A 20,667-nucleotide genomic window follows, 5' to 3' on the forward strand; every position below is an offset into this window, starting at 1 on the left:
TTTATCTTCGCCCAGGGTCAAATTCAATTCACTTGATTTCCATAGCTTAAAATAAGCTTAAGAAAGCGCTTGTTGCCGCCTGTTTTTATTTAATCTCCGTTTAATTTTCTGCGCCTAGAATCCAGTCGACCAACCATGAGAGACTGCATTCATGAATACATTATTAATTACAGGCGTTACCGGATTTCTGGGTGGAGCGGTATTAGAGAATATCCTCAATAATGAAAATGGGATTAATCTACTGCTCCTGGTGCGAGCCAATAACGATGAAGCGGCTCTGGCCCGGGTGAAGGAAAACCTGCGTAAATTCAATATTGCAGAGGAGAAGCTGGCCGCATTAACCCCCCGGCAGATCCTGCTCGGCGATTTGTCATCACCGGAGACGTTCCTGAGCGACCCGCGTCTGGAGCAGGTCACTCACGTGATCAACAGCGCCGCCGTCGCCTCATTTGGTAATAATCCACTCATCTGGAAAGTGAACGTCGAAGGAACGTTCAAATTTGCCCAACGGATGTCCCGTGTAGCTGGACTACAACGTTTTCTCCACGTCGGCACCGCGATGTCCTGTACCCCGGAGCCAGATTCACTGGTCGCAGAAAGCGCTGAATTCCGCGAGCACGCCGAGCATCTGGTGGAGTATACCCATTCCAAATCGACGATTGAGCGCCTGATGCAGGAGCAATGTCCGACGTTACCGTTAGCCATCGCCCGCCCTTCTATCGTCGTTGGTCATACTCATCACGGTTGCCAGCCCTCAAGCAGCATTTTTTGGGTGTTCAGCATGGGGCTGATGCTGCAAAAATTCCTCTGCTCCCTGGAAGACCGTGTTGACGTGATCCCGGTCGACTACTGCGCCGATGCGCTGCTGATGTTATTACAACGCCCGTTGGCGCGTGGTGAAGTCGTGCATATCTCCGCCGGAGAAGAAAACAGCGTGAAATTTGCGGAAATCGATCGCGCGATGGCCTCAGCGCTGGAGCAGGCTCCGGTAGGCGACCGATACGCGCAGGTCAGCTACGAGACGCTGGTTAAAATGCGCCGTGAGTTGAAGGATATTTTTGGCCCGTGCAACGAGCGCCTGATGCTCAAAGCGATGCGCCTGTATGGCGCCTTCGCGACGCTTAACGTCCGCTTCAGCAATGATAAGCTGCTCAGCCTGGGCATGCCCAAACCGCCGCGCTTCACCGATTATATCGACCGCTGCGTACAAACCACCCGCGGGCTCTCTATCCCGCAGCAGATGGCCGTCGATTTCAAGTAAGTGCAATTAGCAGGTAAAAAAAATGCCAGTCCGCAGACTGGCATTTTTATTTCACAAAAAGTCAGGATTAAGCCTGGCCTTTGATCTCTTTACGACCGTTGTACGGCGCTTTTTCACCCAGCGCTTCTTCGATACGAATCAGCTGGTTGTACTTAGCAACGCGGTCAGAACGGCTCATAGAACCAGTTTTGATCTGGCCTGCAGCGGTACCAACAGCCAGGTCAGCGATGGTAGCGTCTTCAGTTTCGCCAGAACGGTGAGAGATGACAGCGGTGTAGCCAGCGTCTTTCGCCATCTTGATTGCAGCCAGAGTTTCGGTCAGAGAACCGATCTGGTTGAATTTGATCAGGATGGAGTTAGCGATGCCTTTTTCGATGCCTTCTTTCAGGATCTTGGTGTTGGTTACGAACAGATCGTCACCAACCAGCTGGATTTTGTCGCCCAGTACTTTGGTCTGGTATGCGAAACCGTCCCAGTCAGACTCGTCCAGACCATCTTCGATGGAGACGATCGGGTACTGTTTGGTCAGCTCTTCCAGGAAGTGGGTGAACTCTTCAGAAGTGAACGCTTTGTTGCCTTCGCCAGCCAGAACGTATTTACCGTCTTTGTAGAATTCAGAAGCTGCGCAGTCCATCGCCAGAGTGATGTCTTTGCCCAGTTCGTAGCCTGCTGCTTTAACCGCTTCAGCGATAACAGCCAGCGCTTCGGCGTTGGAACCCAGGTTCGGCGCGTAGCCGCCTTCGTCACCAACTGCAGTGTTCATACCTTTGGATTTCAGAACTTTCGCCAGGTGATGGAACACTTCAGAACCCATACGTACGGCTTCTTTCAGAGTCGGCGCGCCAACCGGCTGAATCATGAATTCCTGGATGTCGACGTTGTTGTCAGCGTGCTCACCACCGTTGATGATGTTCATCATCGGAACCGGCATAGAGTATTTGCCCGGAGTGCCGTTCAGTTCAGCAATGTGTTCGAACAGCGGCTGGCCTTTAGAAGCAGCTGCTGCTTTGGCGTTCGCCAGGGATACCGCCAGGATTGCGTTCGCACCGAAGTTGGATTTGTTTTCAGTACCGTCCAGGTCGATCATGATCTTATCGATGCCAGCTTGATCTTTAGCATCTTTACCCAGGACTGCCTGAGCGATCGGGCCGTTTACCGCAGCAACAGCTTTGGTTACGCCTTTACCCAGGAAACGGGATTTGTCGCCATCGCGCAGTTCCAGCGCTTCGCGGGAACCAGTAGAAGCACCTGACGGAGCAGCTGCCATACCGACGAAACCACCTTCCAGGTGTACTTCGGCTTCAACAGTCGGGTTACCACGGGAGTCGATGATTTCACGACCGATGACTTTAACGATTTTGGACATTAGGTTTTCCTCAGTACAAGTTAAACTAAAACTCCAGACAAACAATGCACCCAATTGGGTGCATTGCCGTTCTAACTCTTTTTACTTCGCCTGACGCTTCTGGTACTCGCTCGCGGCTTTCACAAAGCCGGCAAACAGCGGGTGGCCGTCACGCGGCGTCGAAGTAAACTCCGGGTGGAACTGGCAGGCCACAAACCACGGATGGTTCGGCACTTCGATGATCTCGACCAACTGATCATCCCCGGAACGGCCCGCAACGCGCAGGCCGGCAGCTTCAATCGGTTTCAACAACATGTTGTTGACTTCGTAGCGGTGACGATGGCGCTCGGTGATAGTCGGCTCGCCGTACAGCTGACGGACCAGAGAATCATCACCCAGCTGGCACTGCTGCGCGCCAAGGCGCATGGTGCCGCCGAGGTCGCTCTTCTCGGAACGAACTTCAACGTTGCCTTCTTCGTCACGCCATTCGGTAATCAGCGCCACCACCGGGTACTTACAGTCTGGCACAAATTCCGTAGAGTTGGCGTTTTCCATGCCCGCTACGTTGCGCGCGAACTCAATCAGCGCAACCTGCATACCCAGGCAGATACCCAGATATGGAATATTGTTCTCACGCGCATAGCGCGCGGTGGCGATCTTACCTTCAACGCCGCGGTAGCCGAAGCCGCCCGGGATGAGGATCGCGTCCAAATCTTTAAGGATTTCGACGCCGCGCGTTTCAACATCTTGCGAATCGATAAGCTTGATGTTGACGGTCACGCGGTTTTTCAGACCACCGTGTTTCAGCGCTTCAATCACCGATTTGTAGGCATCCGGCAGTTCAATGTACTTACCAACCATACCAATGGTGACTTCGCCTGCCGGGTTAGCTTCTTCATAGATTACCTGTTCCCATTCGGCCAGGTTTGCTTCCGGACAAGTTAAGCTGAATCGTTTACAAATATAATCGTCCAGCCCCTGAGATTTCAACAGGCCTGGAATTTTATAAATGGAATCGACGTCTTTCAGAGAAATCACAGCCTTTTCCGGGACGTTACAGAACAATGCAATTTTTGCACGTTCGTTGGCCGGAACCGCGCGATCGGAGCGGCAAATCAGGATATCTGGCTGGATACCGATGGAGAGCAGCTCTTTAACAGAGTGCTGAGTCGGTTTAGTTTTGACTTCACCCGCCGCCGCCATGTATGGCACCAGGGTTAAGTGCATGAACAGAGTATGCTCACGGCCGATTTCTACCGCCATCTGGCGAATAGCTTCGAGGAACGGCAGGGATTCGATATCGCCTACGGTACCGCCGATTTCAACCAGCACCACGTCATGGCCTTCGCCGCCAGCCAGTACGCGCTCTTTGATGGCGTTGGTGATGTGCGGGATAACCTGTACGGTTGCGCCCAGATAGTCGCCACGGCGCTCTTTACGCAGAACGTCGGAGTAGATACGACCGGTAGTGAAGTTGTTGCGGCGAGTCATCTTGGTGCGGATGAAACGCTCGTAGTGACCCAGGTCCAGATCGGTTTCAGCGCCGTCTTCAGTAACGAACACTTCCCCGTGCTGGATTGGGCTCATGGTGCCCGGATCGACGTTGATGTACGGATCCAGTTTCATGATAGTTACATTGAGCCCACGGGCTTCAAGAATGGCTGCCAGGGAAGCTGCGGCAATGCCTTTACCCAGAGAGGATACGACCCCGCCGGTCACAAAAATATAGTTCGTTGTCATGCTGAACCTGAGAAGTTAGGGTAAAACGATGGAATAACCAGGACGGGAAAGTAGTATACCCGAACATGCGTGACGCCACAAACTTTCATTCTCCCCTCCTCTTCTTTCTACCAGCCGCACCTGCGTTGCGACTCGAACAACTCGAAGAGGCAGGCTACATGGTGTTTCAACAACATAACGGAATGAGAAAATAGCCGCTTTTGGCGAAATGTTTTTGACGTAAATCAAGCGCTTGTTATTTATAAAATCACACAAATAGCGCTTGATCACGAAAACCCGTTAGAGATCAGTTTCCTGGCGTTTTACTTCCTGCCACACTTCTTCCATGGTTTCGAGGTCAACGCCGGTCATTTCCAGACCTCTGGCGGCGACAATACGCTCAACTTCGCGGAAGCGGCGCTCAAATTTGAGGTTCGCTTTCTGCAATGCGACCTCGGCTTTAACCCCTAAATGACGGGACAAATTCACCGTGGCGAACAGCAAATCGCCCACTTCTTCCTCAAGTTTAGCTTCATCAACCACCGCCTGCTGCGCTTCATGCATGACTTCATCTATCTCTTCATGCACTTTATCGAGCACCGGGCCAAGCGAGGTCCAGTCAAAGCCCACAGCCGAGCAGCGACGCTGAATTTTATGCGCGCGCATCAGCGCCGGCAGGCTATGCGGAATATCATCCAGCGCCGAGTGTTGCGCCTTTTCCGCTCGTTCCGCGCTCTTAATCTGCTCCCAGCGCGCCAGCACTTCCGCACTGTTCCCGGCCGAAGCATCGCCAAAGATATGCGGATGACGACGTTCCAGTTTGTCGCTGATGGCGGCGCAGATATCGTTGAAATCAAAACGCCCTTCTTCCTGCGCCATCTGCGCATAGAACACCACCTGGAACAGCAGATCGCCAAGCTCGCCGCGCAGATCGTCAAAATCTTCGCGCGCAATGGCGTCCAGCACTTCATAGGTCTCTTCAAGGGTATAAGGGGCGATAGTGGCAAAGGTCTGTTCTTTATCCCACGGGCAGCCGTTTTCCGGGTCGCGCAGGCGACGCATAATACCGAGCAGGCGGTCAATTTGAGTCATGTAACAATCCTGGAAATTTAAAAATAGTAGGCCGGATAAGGCATCTATGCCTTATCCGGCCTACAGACGAATTAACCGCCGTGCAGACGACGCGCGTCGATCACATCCGGCACCTGGTTCAGCTTGCCGAGCACCCGGCCCAACACCTGCAGGTTGTAGATTTCAATGGTCATATCGATGGTCGCCAGCTGCTGTTTCGTATCGCTGCGGCTGGCCACCCCCAGCACGTTCACCTTCTCGTTGGCAAGAATAGTGGTAATGTCGCGCAGCAGGCCGCTGCGGTCGTTGGCGACCACGCGCACCACCAGCGAATATCCCGCCGAATAGCTCTCACCCCATACCGCATCAACGATGCGTTCCGGCGCGTGAGACTGCAGCTCAGCCAGCTGATCGCAGTCGGCGCGGTGTACTGAAATCCCGCGCCCCTGGGTGATAAAGCCGACGATTTCGTCGCCGGGGATCGGCTGGCAGCAGCGGGCAATGTGATGCATCAGATTGCCGACGCCCTCAACCACCACCCGGCCATTGTCTTTGCTGCGGTTCTGCGGGGTGTAGGTTTTTTGCTGCAGTTGCTTCAGCGCGGCGGCATCCTGCTCGGCGGCGCTCGGTTTGTTGAACTGCGCCTGCAGGAAGTTGACCATCTGGTTAAGGCGAATATCGCCGCCGCCGATAGCCGCCAGCAGTTCATCCAGTTCATTAAAGTTGTAGCGCGGCAGCAGATGTTTCTCGGCATCCTTCAGGCTGATGCCCAGATGCTCGAGCTCATCGTCGAGGATCTGCCGCCCGGCGAGAATGTTTTTATCGCGATCCTGTTTACGGAACCAGGCGTGAATTTTGGAGCGTCCACGGCTGGTGGTCACGTAGCCAAGGTTCGGGTTCAGCCAGTCGCGGCTTGGGTTCGGCTGCTTCTGGGTGATTATCTCAATCTGATCGCCCATCTGCAGCTGATAGGTGAACGGCACAATGCGCCCGCCAATTTTGGCGCCGATGCAGCGGTGCCCGACATCGCTATGGATATGGTAGGCAAAGTCGAGCGGAGTTGAGCCCGCCGGCAGATCAACCACGTCGCCCTTCGGGGTAAACACGTAGACCCGGTCATCGAAGACCTGGCTGCGCACTTCGTCGAGCATTTCGCCGGAATCGGCCATCTCTTCCTGCCAGGCGATCAGCTTACGCAGCCAGGCGATACGGTCTTCATGGCCGCGACCGCCGCTCGCCCCGGCGCTGGCGCCCTCTTTATACTTCCAGTGCGCCGCCACGCCGAGCTCGGCGTCTTCATGCATCTGTTTGGTGCGAATTTGGATCTCAACCGTTTTCCCGCCCGGCCCAAGCACCACGGTGTGAATAGACTGGTAGCCGTTCGGTTTCGGGTTGGCGACGTAATCATCAAATTCGTCAGGCAGATGACGATAGTGGGTATGCACGATCCCCAGCGCCGCGTAGCAATCCTGCAAACGTTCAGCGACGATACGTACCGCGCGCACGTCAAACAGCTCATCAAAAGCGAGATGCTTCTTCTGCATTTTGCGCCAGATGCTATAGATATGCTTCGGACGCCCGTATACCTCAGCCTTCACGCCTTCATTTTTCATTTCTGAGCGCAGGTGGCCGACGAACTCATCGATGTAATGTTCGCGGTCGATACGGCGTTCGTGCAGCAACTTAGCAATACGCTTATATTCGGCTGGATGCAGGTAACGGAAGCAGTAGTCTTCCAGTTCCCACTTCAGTTGACCGATGCCTAAGCGGTTCGCCAGCGGCGCATAGATGTTGGTACACTCTTTTGCTGCCAGTACGCGCTCATCTTCGGGTTCATCTTTTACCTCGCGCAGGTGAGCGATACGTTCCGCAAGCTTGATAACCACGCAGCGGAAATCATCGACCATCGCCAGCAGCATGCGGCGAATATTGTCGACCTGTTCTGAGGAGACGGTGTCGGTGTGCGTGGCTTTAAGCTGGCGAATCGCCGCCATATCACGCACGCCGTGAATTAGGGTTACGACGGATTTGCCGACACTCTCTTGCAGGACCTCTTCGCTGACGACGTTGCCGTCCGCCAGCGGAAACAGTAAAGCGGCCCGCAAGGTATCGATATCCATATTGAGCATAGAGAGAATTTCTACCATCTCCACGCCGCGCCAAAGCAGGAGATCCGCCTGCGGGTGTCCCTGCGTTGTTACGCGACAATAATCCCAGGTCTCGGCTAAGCGCTCACACGACTGCTGGCTGGAAATCCCCAGACTCGCGATCCATTTCTTCGGGTCAAACTCACCAGCTTTATTAAGATGTGCACTTCTTACCGCAACCATTGTCCTCTCCTTAAGGGACTCAGCCTACCGAAGTCAGCAAGCCGTATTTTATACCCGTCATACTTCATCCTTCAGTCCACACCGCCATCAGGCATCTTCACTGTCGCCTCGATGCGGGCTGAACAATTTTATGTAAGCTCGCGCTCAAACAATACTATCGATTCCAGGTGCCCGGTGTGCGGGAACATGTCCAGCATCGCCAGACGTTGAATGCGATATCCCGCCTGAAGCAACGCTTCGCTATCGCGCGCCAGCGTCGCCGGGTTACATGAAACATAGACCATCCGCCGCGGTGCCAGCTTGATAATATGCGCCATCACGCCCGGCGCCCCGGCTCTTGCCGGGTCGAGAAGAATTTTATCAAAGCCATGCTTCGCCCAGGCCTGCCGGGTAACATCTTCTTCCAGGTTTTCATGAAAGAAAGTCACGTTCTGCAATTCATTGAGGGCGGCATTTTCCCGCCCCTTTGCCACCAGCGCGGGTACGCCTTCGACGCCCACCACGCTCGCCGCCGCTTTGGCCAGCGGCAGGGTGAAATTGCCCATACCGCAAAACAGATCCAGAACGCGGTCCTGCGGCTGAATATCTAACCAGGCCAGCGCCGTACGCACCATTTTCTGGTTTACGCCATCGTTTACCTGGATAAAATCGCGCGGACTGAACACTAAGCGTAGTCCGTCTGACGTGTACCATGGTTCATCGCCGCGAATATGTTCAAGTATCTCGCTTTGCGGCGCGAGGTACAGGGATAGACCGTGAGTTTGCGAAAAACGTTCCAGTTTTTCTTTATCCGCCGCCGTCAGCGCGGCGGTATGGCGTAAAACCATCAGCGGGCCATTATCCGCCTGCACCAGTTCAACGTGGCCAAGTTGACGTTGTGATTGTAGGCTGGTTAAACACTCGCGCACCGCGGGTAACAACGCCTCAAGTTGGGGCACCAAAACGGGGCACTGCACCACATCGATGATTTCGCTGGAGTTGGCCTTGCGAAAACCCATCTGCAGTTGTTGGGTCTTTGGCTGATAATTCAAGCTCAAACGCGCCCGACGCCGGTAGCCCCAGGGTTCAGCGGCTATAATGTCGTCAACGTCACGTTTCATCAGGCGGGAGAGCGCGGCGCGCTTGCTTTGCTGCTGTAGTTCAATGCTCGCATGTTGCTGCTGACATCCGCCGCAGACGCCGAAATGCGGGCAGCGCGGTGCAACGCGCTGTGGACTGTCGTTGAGGCGGCGTTTAACCTGAGCGCGGGCATACTGTTTTTTATCCTCTACCAGCACGACTTCCGCCTGCTCTTGCGGCAACAGGCCGGGGATAAACAGCGCCTTACCCTGATGACGGGCTACGCCCTGGCCAAAGGGATCAAGGTCATTTACCGTCACGGTTATGATCTGGCGCGTCGTCACACGCCGTTTTGCAGAGTAGAATTGCGCCATCGTAGAGGATTATCTCAAAAATATACTGACTCTATACATGAAATCATTCGGGCTACCAATGCAGAAGCCGTCTGAAGGTTGATATGTATATTCTCCCATAATGGAACCGCATGACCAACTACAGCCTACGTGCTCGCATGATGATTCTTATTCTGGCGCCGACCGTTTTGATTGGTCTGCTGCTCAGTATTTTCTTCGTTGCCCACCGCTATAACGACCTGCAGCGGCAGTTGGAAGATGCCGGCGCCAGTATTATCGAACCGCTGGCGGTATCCAGTGAGTACGGCATGAATTTGCAAAATCGCGAGGCGATCGGCCAACTTATCAGCGTGCTTCACCGCCGCCATTCCGATATCGTGCGGGCTATTTCTATTTATGATGCTAAAAACCGGCTGTTCGTTACCTCTAACTTCCAGCTCGATCCGCGGGAAATACAGCTCCCGCGCGGCGCGCCCTTCCCTCGCCGGCTGAGCGTCACCCGCCACGGCGACATCATGGTGCTGCGCACGCCTATTGTGTCAGAAAGCTATCTGCCCGATGAGTCGCCGGAAAGCGATGCTAAAATGCCGGACAATATGCTCGGCTATGTGGCGCTGGAGCTCGACCTTAAATCTGTGCGCCTGCAGCAGTACAAAGAGATATTTATCTCAAGCGTCATGATGCTGTTTTGTATCGGCATTGCGCTGATTTTCGGCTGGCGCCTGATGCGCGACGTGACCGGACCGATTCGTAATATGGTCAACACCGTTGACCGCATCCGCCGCGGCCAGTTGGATAGCCGCGTTGAAGGTTTTATGCTCGGCGAGTTGGATATGCTGAAAAACGGCATTAACTCGATGGCGATGTCGCTGGCGGCCTACCACGAGGAGATGCAGCACAATGTCGATCAGGCGACCTCGGATCTGCGCGAAACGCTGGAGCAGATGGAGATTCAGAACGTCGAGCTGGATCTGGCGAAAAAGCGCGCCCAGGAGGCCGCGCGCATCAAGTCCGAGTTCCTTGCCAATATGTCGCACGAGCTACGAACTCCGCTTAACGGCGTGATTGGCTTTACCCGCCTGACCTTGAAAACCGATCTCAACGCTACCCAGCGCGACCACCTGACCACCATCGAACGTTCGGCGAATAATCTGCTGGCCATCATCAATGATGTGCTGGATTTCTCCAAGCTCGAAGCGGGCAAGCTGATTCTGGAAAGCATTCCTTTCCTGCTGCGTAATACCCTGGATGAAGTGGTGACCTTGCTGGCACATTCGGCGCACGATAAAGGCCTTGAGCTCACCCTCAACATTAAAAGCGATGTCCCGGATAATGTGATTGGCGATCCGCTGCGCCTGCAGCAGGTGATCACCAATCTGGTGGGTAACGCGATTAAATTCACCGAACACGGCAACATTGATGTGCTGGTTGAACAGCGGGCGATGAGCAATTCGCGAGTACAAATCGAAGTACAGATTCATGATACCGGCATCGGCATTCCGGAGCGCGATCAGTCGCGGTTGTTCCAGGCCTTCCGTCAGGCCGATGCCAGTATCTCACGCCGCCACGGCGGCACCGGCCTGGGGCTGGTTATCACTCAGCGGCTGGTCAAAGAGATGGGCGGCGATATCTCATTCCATAGTCAGCCGAACCGCGGTTCCACCTTCTGGTTCCATATCAGCCTTGACCTGAATCCGAACGCTATTACCGACGGTTTCGATACCCATTGCCTGGCGGGCAAGAAGCTGGCCTACATTGAAGCCAATACCACCGCTGCGCAAAGCACGATGGAACTGCTGGCAACCACACCGCTGGAAGTGGTCTACAGCCCGACGCTGTCAGCGCTGCCGGATGCGCACTACGATATTTTACTGGCCGGTATTCCGGTGTCGATGCGCGATCTCAGCAACCAGCGGGAAAAACTGGTCCGCGCTTGCTCACTTTCCGATACCCTGGTGCTGGGGCTGCCTTGCCACGCGCAGGTTAGCGCCGAAGAGCTGAAAAGAAACGGTGTTACCGCCTGCCTGCTTAAACCATTGACCTCCACGCGGCTTTTCCCGGTGCTGATGGCCTCTTGCCGCGCGCAGCCGCCGGTGCCACAGCCCTATATCGATAGTGATAAACTGGCGATGACGGTAATGGCGGTAGATGATAACCCGGCCAACCTCAAGCTTATTGGCGCGCTGCTGGACGATCTGGTGCAGCATGTCATTCTGTGCGATAGCGGCCAGGATGCCGTAGAGCAGGCCAAACAGTCGCAGTTGGATCTCATTCTGATGGATATTCAAATGCCGGATATGGACGGCATTCGCGCCTGTGAATTGATCCGCCATCTCCCGCATCAGCAGCAGACCCCGGTGATCGCGGTGACCGCCCACGCCCTTGAGGGGCAGCGCGAGAAACTGCTGGCCGCCGGGATGAACGATTATCTGGCGAAGCCGATTGAAGAAGATAAGCTTAGCACCCTGCTGTTGCGCTATCAGCCCGGCATGCACGTCGCCGCGTCGCAATTAGCCGAACCGGTGGAGCCGGTTATCGATCATAACGTCACTCTCAACTGGCAGCTGGCGCTGCGTCAGGCTGCCATGAAACCAGACCTCGCGCGGGAGATGCTGCAAATGCTGCTCGCCTTTATGCCGGAGGTGCGCAATAAAGTTGAAGAACAGCTGGTTGGCGAAACGCCGGAAGGGTTGCTGGATTTAATTCATAAACTGCACGGCAGCTGCAGCTATAGCGGCGTACCGCGGCTGAAAAAACTGTGCCATACCCTTGAAAGCCAGTTGCGCGCAGGTACCGCGCCGGAAGAGCTGGAGCCGGAACTGCTGGAACTGTTAGACGAGATGGATAACGTCGCCCGCGAAGCGTGCAAGATGGGAGTGTAAACCCCGGATAGCGGCGCTACGCGTCTTATCCGGGCTACGATCCGGTACTCGGTTGGTAGCCCCGGTAAGCGTAAGCGCCGCCGGGGAGGGTTCCCGGATAAGGCGCTACGTGCCTTATCCGGGCTACCAATACCACTGCCCCGGCCAGGTTACCGCTTGCCGCCCATCTCTAATACCGCCGCCACGTTACGTGCCGTCATCCGCACGTTGGCGGCGGCGTTCGCCAGCGCCTCGTCCAGGGTACAGACGGAATAGAGCACGCTAAAGACGGCATCGAGGCCATGCTGATGCACGACGCCAACATCGGCGGTCAGGCTGCCGGCAATCCCAATCACCGGCACGTTGAAGCGTTTCGCAACCTTCGCCACCCCCACCGGTACCTTGCCGTGAATGGTCTGGCTGTCGATGCGACCTTCGCCGGTAATTACTAAATCGGCATCAGCCACTAAATCCGCCAACCCTAGCGCATCGGTCACAATCTCAATTCCCGGACGTAGGTTAGCGCCGCAAAACGCATACAACGCCGCCCCCATACCACCCGCCGCCCCTCCCCCTTCCAGGCTCAGCACGTCAATATCTAAATCACGGTCGATAATCTGCGCAAAGTGTTGCAGGCCGCGGTCAAGACGCTCAATCATCGCCGCCGTCGCCCCTTTTTGCGGGCCAAACACCGCGCTTGCGCCCTGCGGGCCGGTTAACGGATTGGTAACGTCGCAGGCGACATCAATCCGGCAATCCGCCAATCTTGGATCCAGTTCACTGAGATCGATCCGCGCCAGCGTCTCCAGCGCGCCGCCGCCCGGCGCAATTTGCTGTTGCCCGGCGCTCAACAGTTTTGCCCCCAGCGCCTGCGCCATGCCGGCGCCGCCGTCATTGGTCGCACTGCCGCCGATGCCAATAATAATCTGCGAAACCCCCGCATCCAACGCGTGACGAATCAGCTCGCCGGTTCCCCAGGAGGTAGTCAGTAGCGGATTACGTCGCGTGGGCGGCACGCTTTCCAGTCCGCTGGCTGCCGCCATTTCGATATAGGCGCAGCGCATATCGCCGGAGAGGCCGTAAAAGGCGTTGACCGGCTCGCCAAGCGGCCCGGTAACGCTGACCTGTACGATATGCCCTTGAGTCGCGGCCACCATCGCCTCAACGGTACCCTCGCCGCCGTCGGCAACCGGGACTTTAACGTACTCCGCATGGGGATAAATTTCGCGGAACCCCGTTTCTATCGCGGTGGCGACGTCCAGCGCACTCAGGCTCTCTTTGTAAGAATCCGGCGCGATCACTATCTTCATAAGTGTCCTTAATATGAATAACCCCGGCGACCGGCAGTTGCCGACCCTTACAGGGTCGGCGTTATCTTAGCGAACCATGCAAGGACGTTTGTTATCAAAGGTCCAGTTCGGGATTAAATATTGCATCGCCATGGCGTCATCACGCGCGCCCAGGCCATGTTTCTTATATAGCTCATTAGCCTGCATCACGCGGTCCATATCCAGCTCAACGCCCAGACCCGGCGTCGCCGGCACCTGCACCATACCGCCTTTGATTTCAAACGGCTGTTTGGTCAGACGCTGGTTGCCCTCCTGCCAGATCCAGTGGGTATCGATAGCGGTAATTTTACCCGGCGCCGCCGCGGCAACATGGGTAAACATCGCCAGCGACACGTCGAAGTGATTATTAGAGTGCGAACCCCAGGTCAGGCCGAATTCATGACACATCTGCGCCACGCGTACCGACCCTTGCATGGTCCAGAAGTGCGGGTCCGCCAGCGGAATATCCACCGATTGTAGCGACAGCGTATGGCCCATCTGCCGCCAGTCGGTGGCGATCATGTTGGTCGCGGTCGGCAGCCCGGTCGCCCGACGGAATTCAGCCATCACTTCGCGGCCGGAGAAACCTTGTTCAGCGCCGCAAGGATCTTCCGCATAGGCCAGCACGCCTTTCAGCTGTTTACCTATCTGGATGGCTTCATCCAGCAACCAGGCGCCGTTCGGGTCGAGGGTCACGCGCGCATCAGGGAAACGCTTCGCCAGCGCGCTAATCGCTTCGGCTTCTTCAAAACCGGCCAACACCCCGCCCTTCAGTTTAAAGTCATTGAAGCCATATTTTTCGTAAGCGGCTTCCGCCAGACGAACCACAGCCTCCGGCGTCATCGCCTCTTCATGACGAATACGATACCAGTCGCACTGTTCATCCGGCTGGCTTTGATAAGCCAGCGGCGTCGCGTGGCGGTTACCGACAAAGAACAGGTAGCCCAGCATTTCGACTTCGCTCCGCTGCTGACCGTCGCCAAGCAGAGAAGCAACGTTCACGCCCAGATGCTGGCCCAGCAGATCCAGCAGCGCCGCTTCAATCCCGGTCACCACGTGAATGGTCGTGCGCAGATCGAAGGTTTGCAGGCCGCGGCCGCCGGCATCGCGATCGGCAAACTGGTTACGCACGGCGCTCAGCACATTTTTGTACTCGCCCAGCGTTTTACCCACCACCAACGGCGCGGCGTCTTCCAGGGTCTGGCGGATCTTTTCGCCGCCGGGGATTTCGCCAACGCCCGTGTGCCCGGAGTTATCTTTGATGATAACGATATTACGGGTGAAGTACGGCGCGTGCGCGCCGCTCAGGTTCATCAGCATGCTGTCATGCCCGGCGACCGGGATAACCTGCATAGCGGTCACAATTGGCGTTGAAGATGATGTAGTCATAGCGTAATCCTTTTTAATTAATGACGGCCGAAAACGGGGCGTTTACGGTCGAATGTCCAACCGGGAATCAGATACTGCATCGGACCCGCATCGTTACGCGCGCCGCCTGGCAGCACCTTATAGGCCTCATGAGCTTTATGCACCTGTTCCCAGTCCAGCTCCACGCCGAGTCCCGGCGCGTCTGGCACGGCGATTTTGCCGTTGATAATCTGCAGCGGATTTTGCGTCAGGCGCGCATCGCCCTCCTGCCAAATCCAGTGGGTATCGATAGCGGTCGGATTGCCCGGCGCCGCGGCGCCGACGTGGGTAAACATCGCCAGCGAAATATCAAAGTGGTTGTTCGAATGACAGCCCCAGGTCAGCCCCCAGTCATCGCACAACTGCGCTACCCGCACCGCGCCGGAGAGCGTCCAGAAGTGCGGGTCCGCCAGCGGAATATCGACGGCGTTGAGCATGACCGCATGACCCATCTCGCGCCAGTTGGTGGCTATCATGTTGGTCGCCACCGGCAACCCGGTGGCGCGGCGGAACTCGGCCATCACTTCCCGACCGGAAAAGCCCTGTTCAGCGCCGCACGGATCTTCGGCATAGGTCAGGACATCCTGCAGCCCTTTGCACAGCGTAATCGCTTCATCCAGCAGCCAGGCGCCGTTCGGGTCAACGGTAATGCGCGCGTCAGGGAAGCGTTTTTTCAGCGCGCGGGCGGTGTCGATTTCCTGCTCGCCAGGTAATACGCCGCCTTTTAGCTTAAAGTCTTTAAAACCGTAGCGATCCTGCGCCGCCTCCGCCAGTCGCACTACCGCGTCGCTATTCAGCGCCTGCTGGTGACGAAGACGGTACCATTCGTGGTCGCCCGGCGTCCGCGCAAGATAGTCCAAATCGGTTTTTTCGCGGTCGCCGATATAGAACAGGTAGCCCAGCACGGTCACCGCATCACGCTGTTTGCCCGGCCCCAATAGTTCGCACACCGGGACATTCAACACCTTGCCAAGCAGGTCGAGCAGCGCGGCTTCCAGCGCCGCTACCGCATTGACTTTCAATTCGAAGGTCCATGCCCCTTTGCCGAAGGTGTCGAAATCCGCCGCCTGATTGCCTTTATGTACCTGCTGCACCACGCGGTTGAGGCGAGCGACTTCCTGCCCAACCACCTGGGGTATGGCATCGACCAACGTCTGGTAGATGACTTCGCCGCCGGGCGCTTCGCCGACGCCGGTATGGCCGGCGTTGTCGGTTAACACCACAATATTGCGGGTAAACCAGGCATTATGCGCGCCGCCGATGTTCATCAGCATGCTGTCGTGCCCGGCGACCGGAATCACCTTCATTTCGGTAACGATTGGGCTGGATTGGGTATTCATGATTAACGCCCCGCAATCGGTTTAAGTTCGATACGTTTGATATCGCCAACCAGCACCAGGTAGCTGAATACCGCCACCAGAGCGTGGATACCGACGTAAATCAGCGCGCCGTTGAAAGAGCCGGTGGTGCCGACGATATAGCCGATAGCGATAGGGGTGACGATGCCGGAAATATTACCGAACATGTTGAACAGACCGCCGGACAGGCCGCTGATCTCTTTCGGCGCGGTGTCAGCCATTACCGCCCAGCCCAGCGCGCCAATGCCTTTGCCGAAGAAGGCCATCGCCATAAAGCCGATGATCATCCATTCCGCGTTGACGTAGTTACACATCAGCATGGTCATGGACAACAGCATGCCCAGTACGATCGGCGTTTTACGCGCGATATTCAGCGAGCCGGTACGGCGCATCAACCAGTCGGAAATAATCCCGCCCAACACGCCGCCGACAAAGCCACACACCGCCGGAATCGAGGCGACAAAGCCCGCTTTGAGGATCGACATGCCGCGCGCCTGCACCAGATAAACCGGGAACCAGGTGATAAAGAAGTAGGTTAACGCGTTGATGCAGTACTGGCCGATATAGATCCCGACCATCATTCGCGAGCCGATCAACTGCTTGATTTGGCCCATTTTTACGCTAAAGGGCACCTTCTGCGCACTGCTCTTCTGATCCATGTTGATCAACGCGCCGCCTTCGGCGATGTAGTCCAGCTCTTTCTGGTTAACGCCTGGGTGGTTATTGGGATCGTGGATCACTTTCAGCCACACGAAGCTGATGACAATACCCAATCCGCCCATAAAGAAGAATACGTGCGACCAACCCACTTCATGGGTCAACCAACCCATAATCGGCGCGAAAATAACGGTGGCAAAATACTGCGCGGAGTTAAAAATCGATACCGCCGTCCCTCTCTCCTGCGCCGGGAACCAGGCGGCCACAATGCGGCTATTACCCGGGAACGAGGGCGATTCGGCAAGGCCGACGAGGAAGCGCAGGGTAAACAGCGCGATGATAATGCCAAAGCCGCTAAAGATATCCACGAAGCCCTGCAGCAGGGTAAACACGGACCAGATAAAGATGGACCAGAAATAGACGCGTTTAGAACCAAAGCGGTCAAGCAGCCAGCCGCCTGGGATCTGTCCGATCACATAGGCCCATGAAAACGCGGAGAAAACGTAACCCATGCCAACAGGATCGAGGCCGATATCCTTGGCCATTTCAGAACCGGCGATCGACAGCGTCGCGCGGTCGCCATAGTTAAAGGATGTGACGATAAACAGCATCACCACTATCCAATAGCGAGCATTGGTGCGCTTTTCAGCGGCGCTCGCAGCCTGACTTAATGAACTCATCGTTGTACTCCTGAATCATAGCGTTTAGCTACGTTCATTCTGAACAGCACAACCTGTAGGGTAATCAGAATGACGTGTTAGTGTTTTTTTCGTTATATCTGGCGTACTGCTTTTGTCACTGGCAGGAAAAGTATAAAAAGAGGCGTCGGCGGGCTCACCGTGCATATACACAGCTTTAGCGGGTGATACTGCGTTAGTTTATGGCGTATGCCTAAGGTTGTGGGGAGTAGTTCACGGAAATGGAAAACCGCCGCCCGCTGATGGGTCGATGGACGACATTACCTTCAGAGTGTGAATCGGCTCTCTTGACGCCGGGGAAACGCAAAGAAAAAAGCCATATCGATAAAGTGGTTATCAGGCAGATGCCCGAAGCCGGGCGCGATGGATAACGTTAAGATAACCCTGACCGTTTATCCGGCCACTGGCAGCTTAAGCGCGCCCTCTACGTAGGGAGAGGGCGTTCTTAATAGGATTAGTCGAGCAGTTTAGCCCACGCTTCTACCCAAGGGTTGGAAACGCTTTCCGGTTCCGGGTTTTCGCTGGCGTCAATGGTGAGCATCTCGCCAATACGACGCGCGCCCTGCTCCTGTAGCAATGCATCAAAGGTTTTACCGCCGCCGCAGAAGTTGGCGTAGGTACTATCGCCAAGCGCGATAATGCCGTAGCGCAGATGCGGTTGATACATATCTTTAATGCCTTCATATAGCGGAACGATGCTGTCCGGCAGATCGCCCTGCCCGGTGGTCGAGGTCACGACCAGCACGTATTTGCCGGTATAGGATTCCCAGTCTTTTACTTCCGGGTCCTCAAAGACCGTCGCTTTATGCCCCAGCCCGCTCAGAATGGCTTCCGCCTCTTCGGCGACCAACAGCGAGTTTCCGTACATCGTGCCGACAAAAATTCCGACTTCTGCCATAGTGATTATCTCCCTGGATTATCCGCGATACTCTCATCCTGACCGCTGTCGTCGGCAAACTCAACCCTTTCATTTAACGGGAGAAGCCCGCGCCAGCCAAACTGCGACAGCGCGCGCATCCAGACATCATCCAGACCCGCGCGAATCGTCAGCGGCTCGCCGGTAAACGGATGCGTTAATGACAGCTGACTGGCATGCAGCATCAGGCGATTACAGCCGAAATGTTCAGCGGCGCTGCGGTTTTGCCGTAGATCGCCATGTTTACTGTCACCGAGGATCGGATGGCGCAGATGGGCCAAATGGCGACGCAGCTGATGCTTACGCCCGGTTTTCGGCTCCAGCTCCACCAGCCCGTAGCGGGTGGTCGGGTAACGGCCGGTGGCGACCGGCATTTCTACCGTCGCCAGCCCGCGATAGTGGGTCACCGCCGGCTGCGGGCCTTTATCTTCACGAGCGAACTTATCGGCGATTTTGTCCAGCTCTTCCACCAGCGGGTAATCCAGTACATCCTCTTCAGTCAGCCAGCCGCGAACGATCGCATGATAGCGTTTTTGCATCTGGTGTTGTTCAAACTGCTGCGCCAGCAGCCTGCCGGCTTCGCTCGATAATCCCATCAGCAGCACGCCGGAAGTCGGCCGGTCCAGGCGATGAGCGGTGAAAACGTGCTGGCCAATTTGATCGCGCACGGTCTGCATCACCACCACTTTCTCATCGCGATCCAGCCAACTGCGATGCACCAGCCAACCGGATGGTTTGTTCACCGCCACCAGCCACTGGTCCTGATAAATAATCTCCAGCATCAGGCGTTTTCGTCCGCGAATAATGCATCCAGCAGCAGCAACTCGGCCACGATAGCTTCGCGCGCCGGATGGGCTTTATCCAGCGCCATCTCGTAATAGGGCGCGACGGCAAAGTTCTGCGGCAGCGGCATACCGCTGGCAATCAGTTGATGCATACGTGGGATCAGCACCCACTGTAGCCATTCCAGCGGCTCGAGCGTGTCCAGGCAAAACGGCTGCTCGCTGGCGAAAGCGCGGCTATCCGGGGCCTGTTCCTGCCAGTGGTTTGTTTCGCGCAGCAGCGCTTCAATGGCGTGCAGGCGATCGCGCACGCTAGCGTGAAGGGTCATGGGGAAACCTCGATGAATTGTAAACCGGGCGCAGGATAGCAAATCCGCGAGAGAAATAAAAAAAGGGAGCACTGTATAAACAGTGCTCCCGGTTCGTTTTGCAGCATTCCAGCTACATTGGTGCTCCCTGCTCGTCCTTGAAAACTTTTCCTGAGGTCTCCTGACCAAGTTCATCCATAAACTAGCGCATCCTGCTTTCACACCACCCCGATGTGAAATAACTTATCCCTAAGTGTGTCCAGATCTTCCTGATCCACCGTTCATCCTGAGCGGCTCTCGTTCTCCATCCTGGAGGTGTCCTTTACGCTTTCCTGCGTTATCCTTGCTTCATCCTGAAGCCTGTCCTTGCAACGCCATCCTGACGGGTCCTGTAGAAGAGCCATCATCCTGATGTTCTCTTCATCCGCGACTTCCTGTCGACGTACATAGGATCACTGATTCCGCCTCTTCTTACAAGACTTACTACGACAATCTCTTAAGATTAGTGGCCAAACTAAAAGCGCACACAATCATCAAATCATTAAATAACAATGAGTTATATGTAATCACTACGTAAAAAATTGCTGAAAATGATGACGATCTCTTACAGGTCTTGTAAGAGATCTCTCACAAACAACTTGGGGAAATGGATTACAGAAGGGGCTCAAGCTGATTCAGGAAACTCGCAAGCGAGTGAGAAAGGGTCTCTCTTTTTCGGGTACCGAGCGTCTCTTTAATCACTTCGCCGCTCAGGTTACAGACCGAAATAACCTCCAGTTCGCTATCCAGCGTGGCGATAAACAGCGTCGGCGATAGCTTCAGACGTTTTTGTACCACCAGGTGACCAATGAGGTTTTCCTGTACTCGCTGGAAATCATCCGGGCTCCAGGCCTGCAACAAAGTGAGGTTCTGTGCGGCGAAACGGGCGTGCATATCGCCAGCGAACTGAGTGGTATAATAACTATGAATTGGCTGTTGTACCACAATCTCCAGCGCCCGTTCAACCCCATCGAGATGGTGTTCTAACGTAAACGGCTGCGGCTGCCAGAAAACGGCATCGTCTTCACTGGCGCTAATACAGGGAGATGGGATGCCATAAAGGTCTTCGCTACGCGGCAGGCTGGCATAACGCTGCTGCCACGCATCGCAGTAACGTTGGGTAAATGATTGCAGCGCTTCTATGGTCTGATGATCCACCGGTTTCTCTCTTCACG

At 55.6% G+C, this 20,667-nt stretch carries 15 protein-coding genes; 2 read left to right on the top strand and 13 right to left on the bottom strand.

Features of this window, described 5'->3' with window-relative positions; all coding sequences use genetic code 11:
• Positions 1-151: 151 nt before the first annotated feature.
• Complete coding sequence (locus ABLV08_RS09075) at positions 152-1,261, top strand: SDR family oxidoreductase (protein ID WP_020078059.1); 1,110 nt, start codon at positions 152-154, stop codon at positions 1,259-1,261.
• Between the two features lie 67 nt (positions 1,262-1,328).
• Here ABLV08_RS09075 and eno read toward each other — a convergent pair whose 3' ends face one another.
• The 5 genes from eno to rlmD form a co-directional block, all read right to left on the bottom strand.
• On the bottom strand, positions 1,329-2,627 hold the full coding sequence (gene eno, locus ABLV08_RS09080) for a phosphopyruvate hydratase (RefSeq protein ID WP_015369968.1): 1,299 nt from the start codon (positions 2,625-2,627) through the stop codon (positions 1,329-1,331).
• 81 nt (positions 2,628-2,708) lie between these two features.
• Positions 2,709-4,346 carry a glutamine hydrolyzing CTP synthase gene (gene pyrG / locus ABLV08_RS09085; protein ID WP_015703305.1) on the bottom strand — a complete coding sequence of 546 codons (1,638 nt, stop codon included), beginning with the start codon at positions 4,344-4,346 and terminating at the stop codon, positions 2,709-2,711.
• A gap of 279 nt (positions 4,347-4,625) precedes the next feature.
• Positions 4,626-5,417 (bottom strand): nucleoside triphosphate pyrophosphohydrolase, encoded by a 792-nt coding sequence (gene mazG / locus ABLV08_RS09090; protein ID WP_015703306.1) that lies wholly within the window; start codon positions 5,415-5,417, stop codon positions 4,626-4,628.
• A 71-nt stretch (positions 5,418-5,488) separates the two neighbouring features.
• Entirely contained in the window at positions 5,489-7,726 is a 2,238-nt protein-coding gene (gene relA / locus ABLV08_RS09095) for a GTP diphosphokinase (protein WP_015369965.1), read from the bottom strand.
• 128 nt (positions 7,727-7,854) lie between these two features.
• Positions 7,855-9,159, bottom strand: coding sequence for a 23S rRNA (uracil(1939)-C(5))-methyltransferase RlmD (rlmD, locus tag ABLV08_RS09100; RefSeq protein ID WP_045367347.1), 1,305 nt, complete (start codon positions 9,157-9,159; stop codon positions 7,855-7,857).
• Positions 9,160-9,269: 110 nt separating this feature from the next.
• Here rlmD and barA point away from each other — a divergent pair, with 110 nt between their 5' ends.
• Entirely contained in the window at positions 9,270-12,020 is a 2,751-nt protein-coding gene (barA, locus tag ABLV08_RS09105; protein ID WP_048229377.1) for a two-component sensor histidine kinase BarA, read from the top strand.
• Positions 12,021-12,169: 149 nt separating this feature from the next.
• Here the strand turns inward: barA and ABLV08_RS09110 are convergent, their stop codons facing one another.
• The 8 genes from ABLV08_RS09110 to syd form a co-directional block, all read right to left on the bottom strand.
• Positions 12,170-13,309, bottom strand: coding sequence for a glycerate kinase (locus ABLV08_RS09110; RefSeq protein ID WP_015703309.1), 1,140 nt, complete (start codon positions 13,307-13,309; stop codon positions 12,170-12,172).
• 66 nt (positions 13,310-13,375) lie between these two features.
• Positions 13,376-14,716, bottom strand: coding sequence for a glucarate dehydratase (gene gudD, locus ABLV08_RS09115; protein ID WP_020078056.1), 1,341 nt, complete (start codon positions 14,714-14,716; stop codon positions 13,376-13,378).
• Between the two features lie 17 nt (positions 14,717-14,733).
• Positions 14,734-16,074: an enolase C-terminal domain-like protein gene (locus tag ABLV08_RS09120; RefSeq protein ID WP_020078055.1), complete on the bottom strand. Its 1,341-nt coding sequence runs from the start codon at positions 16,072-16,074 to the stop codon at positions 14,734-14,736.
• 2 nt (positions 16,075-16,076) lie between these two features.
• On the bottom strand, positions 16,077-17,429 hold the full coding sequence (locus tag ABLV08_RS09125; RefSeq protein WP_015369959.1) for an MFS transporter: 1,353 nt from the start codon (positions 17,427-17,429) through the stop codon (positions 16,077-16,079).
• Between the two features lie 472 nt (positions 17,430-17,901).
• Complete coding sequence (locus ABLV08_RS09130; RefSeq protein ID WP_020078054.1) at positions 17,902-18,345, bottom strand: flavodoxin; 444 nt, start codon at positions 18,343-18,345, stop codon at positions 17,902-17,904.
• 5 nt (positions 18,346-18,350) lie between these two features.
• The gene (gene truC / locus ABLV08_RS09135) at positions 18,351-19,145 is read right to left on the bottom strand and encodes a tRNA pseudouridine(65) synthase TruC (protein WP_020078053.1); all 795 of its coding nucleotides are present in this window, start codon (positions 19,143-19,145) and stop codon (positions 18,351-18,353) included.
• Positions 19,145-19,474: a YqcC family protein gene (locus ABLV08_RS09140; protein ID WP_045388938.1), complete on the bottom strand. Its 330-nt coding sequence runs from the start codon at positions 19,472-19,474 to the stop codon at positions 19,145-19,147. The genes truC and ABLV08_RS09140 overlap by 1 nt, the downstream gene beginning before the upstream one ends.
• 630 nt (positions 19,475-20,104) lie before the next feature.
• Positions 20,105-20,650, bottom strand: a complete 546-nt coding sequence (syd, locus tag ABLV08_RS09145; protein WP_032712431.1) for a SecY-interacting protein — start codon at positions 20,648-20,650, stop codon at positions 20,105-20,107.
• Positions 20,651-20,667 lie beyond the last annotated feature (17 nt).

This window comes from Klebsiella sp. CN_Kp088, from assembly GCF_040064335.1.
Classification (GTDB): Bacteria; Pseudomonadota; Gammaproteobacteria; order Enterobacterales; family Enterobacteriaceae; genus Klebsiella; species Klebsiella aerogenes.

Coding starts and splice junctions, on each gene's coding strand:
- gudD (WP_020078056.1), bottom strand. CDS start 14,716: ATGACTACATCATCTTCAACGCCAATTGTGACCGCTATGCAGGTTATC.
- truC (WP_020078053.1), bottom strand. CDS start 19,145: ATGCTGGAGATTATTTATCAGGACCAGTGGCTGGTGGCGGTGAACAAA.
- ABLV08_RS09140 (WP_045388938.1), bottom strand. CDS start 19,474: ATGACCCTTCACGCTAGCGTGCGCGATCGCCTGCACGCCATTGAAGCG.
- ABLV08_RS09075 (WP_020078059.1), top strand. CDS start 152: ATGAATACATTATTAATTACAGGCGTTACCGGATTTCTGGGTGGAGCG.
- ABLV08_RS09110 (WP_015703309.1), bottom strand. CDS start 13,309: ATGAAGATAGTGATCGCGCCGGATTCTTACAAAGAGAGCCTGAGTGCG.
- ABLV08_RS09125 (WP_015369959.1), bottom strand. CDS start 17,429: ATGAGTTCATTAAGTCAGGCTGCGAGCGCCGCTGAAAAGCGCACCAAT.
- relA (WP_015369965.1), bottom strand. CDS start 7,726: ATGGTTGCGGTAAGAAGTGCACATCTTAATAAAGCTGGTGAGTTTGAC.
- ABLV08_RS09130 (WP_020078054.1), bottom strand. CDS start 18,345: ATGGCAGAAGTCGGAATTTTTGTCGGCACGATGTACGGAAACTCGCTG.
- ABLV08_RS09120 (WP_020078055.1), bottom strand. CDS start 16,074: ATGAATACCCAATCCAGCCCAATCGTTACCGAAATGAAGGTGATTCCG.
- eno (WP_015369968.1), bottom strand. CDS start 2,627: ATGTCCAAAATCGTTAAAGTCATCGGTCGTGAAATCATCGACTCCCGT.
- pyrG (WP_015703305.1), bottom strand. CDS start 4,346: ATGACAACGAACTATATTTTTGTGACCGGCGGGGTCGTATCCTCTCTG.
- mazG (WP_015703306.1), bottom strand. CDS start 5,417: ATGACTCAAATTGACCGCCTGCTCGGTATTATGCGTCGCCTGCGCGAC.
- barA (WP_048229377.1), top strand. CDS start 9,270: ATGACCAACTACAGCCTACGTGCTCGCATGATGATTCTTATTCTGGCG.
- rlmD (WP_045367347.1), bottom strand. CDS start 9,159: ATGGCGCAATTCTACTCTGCAAAACGGCGTGTGACGACGCGCCAGATC.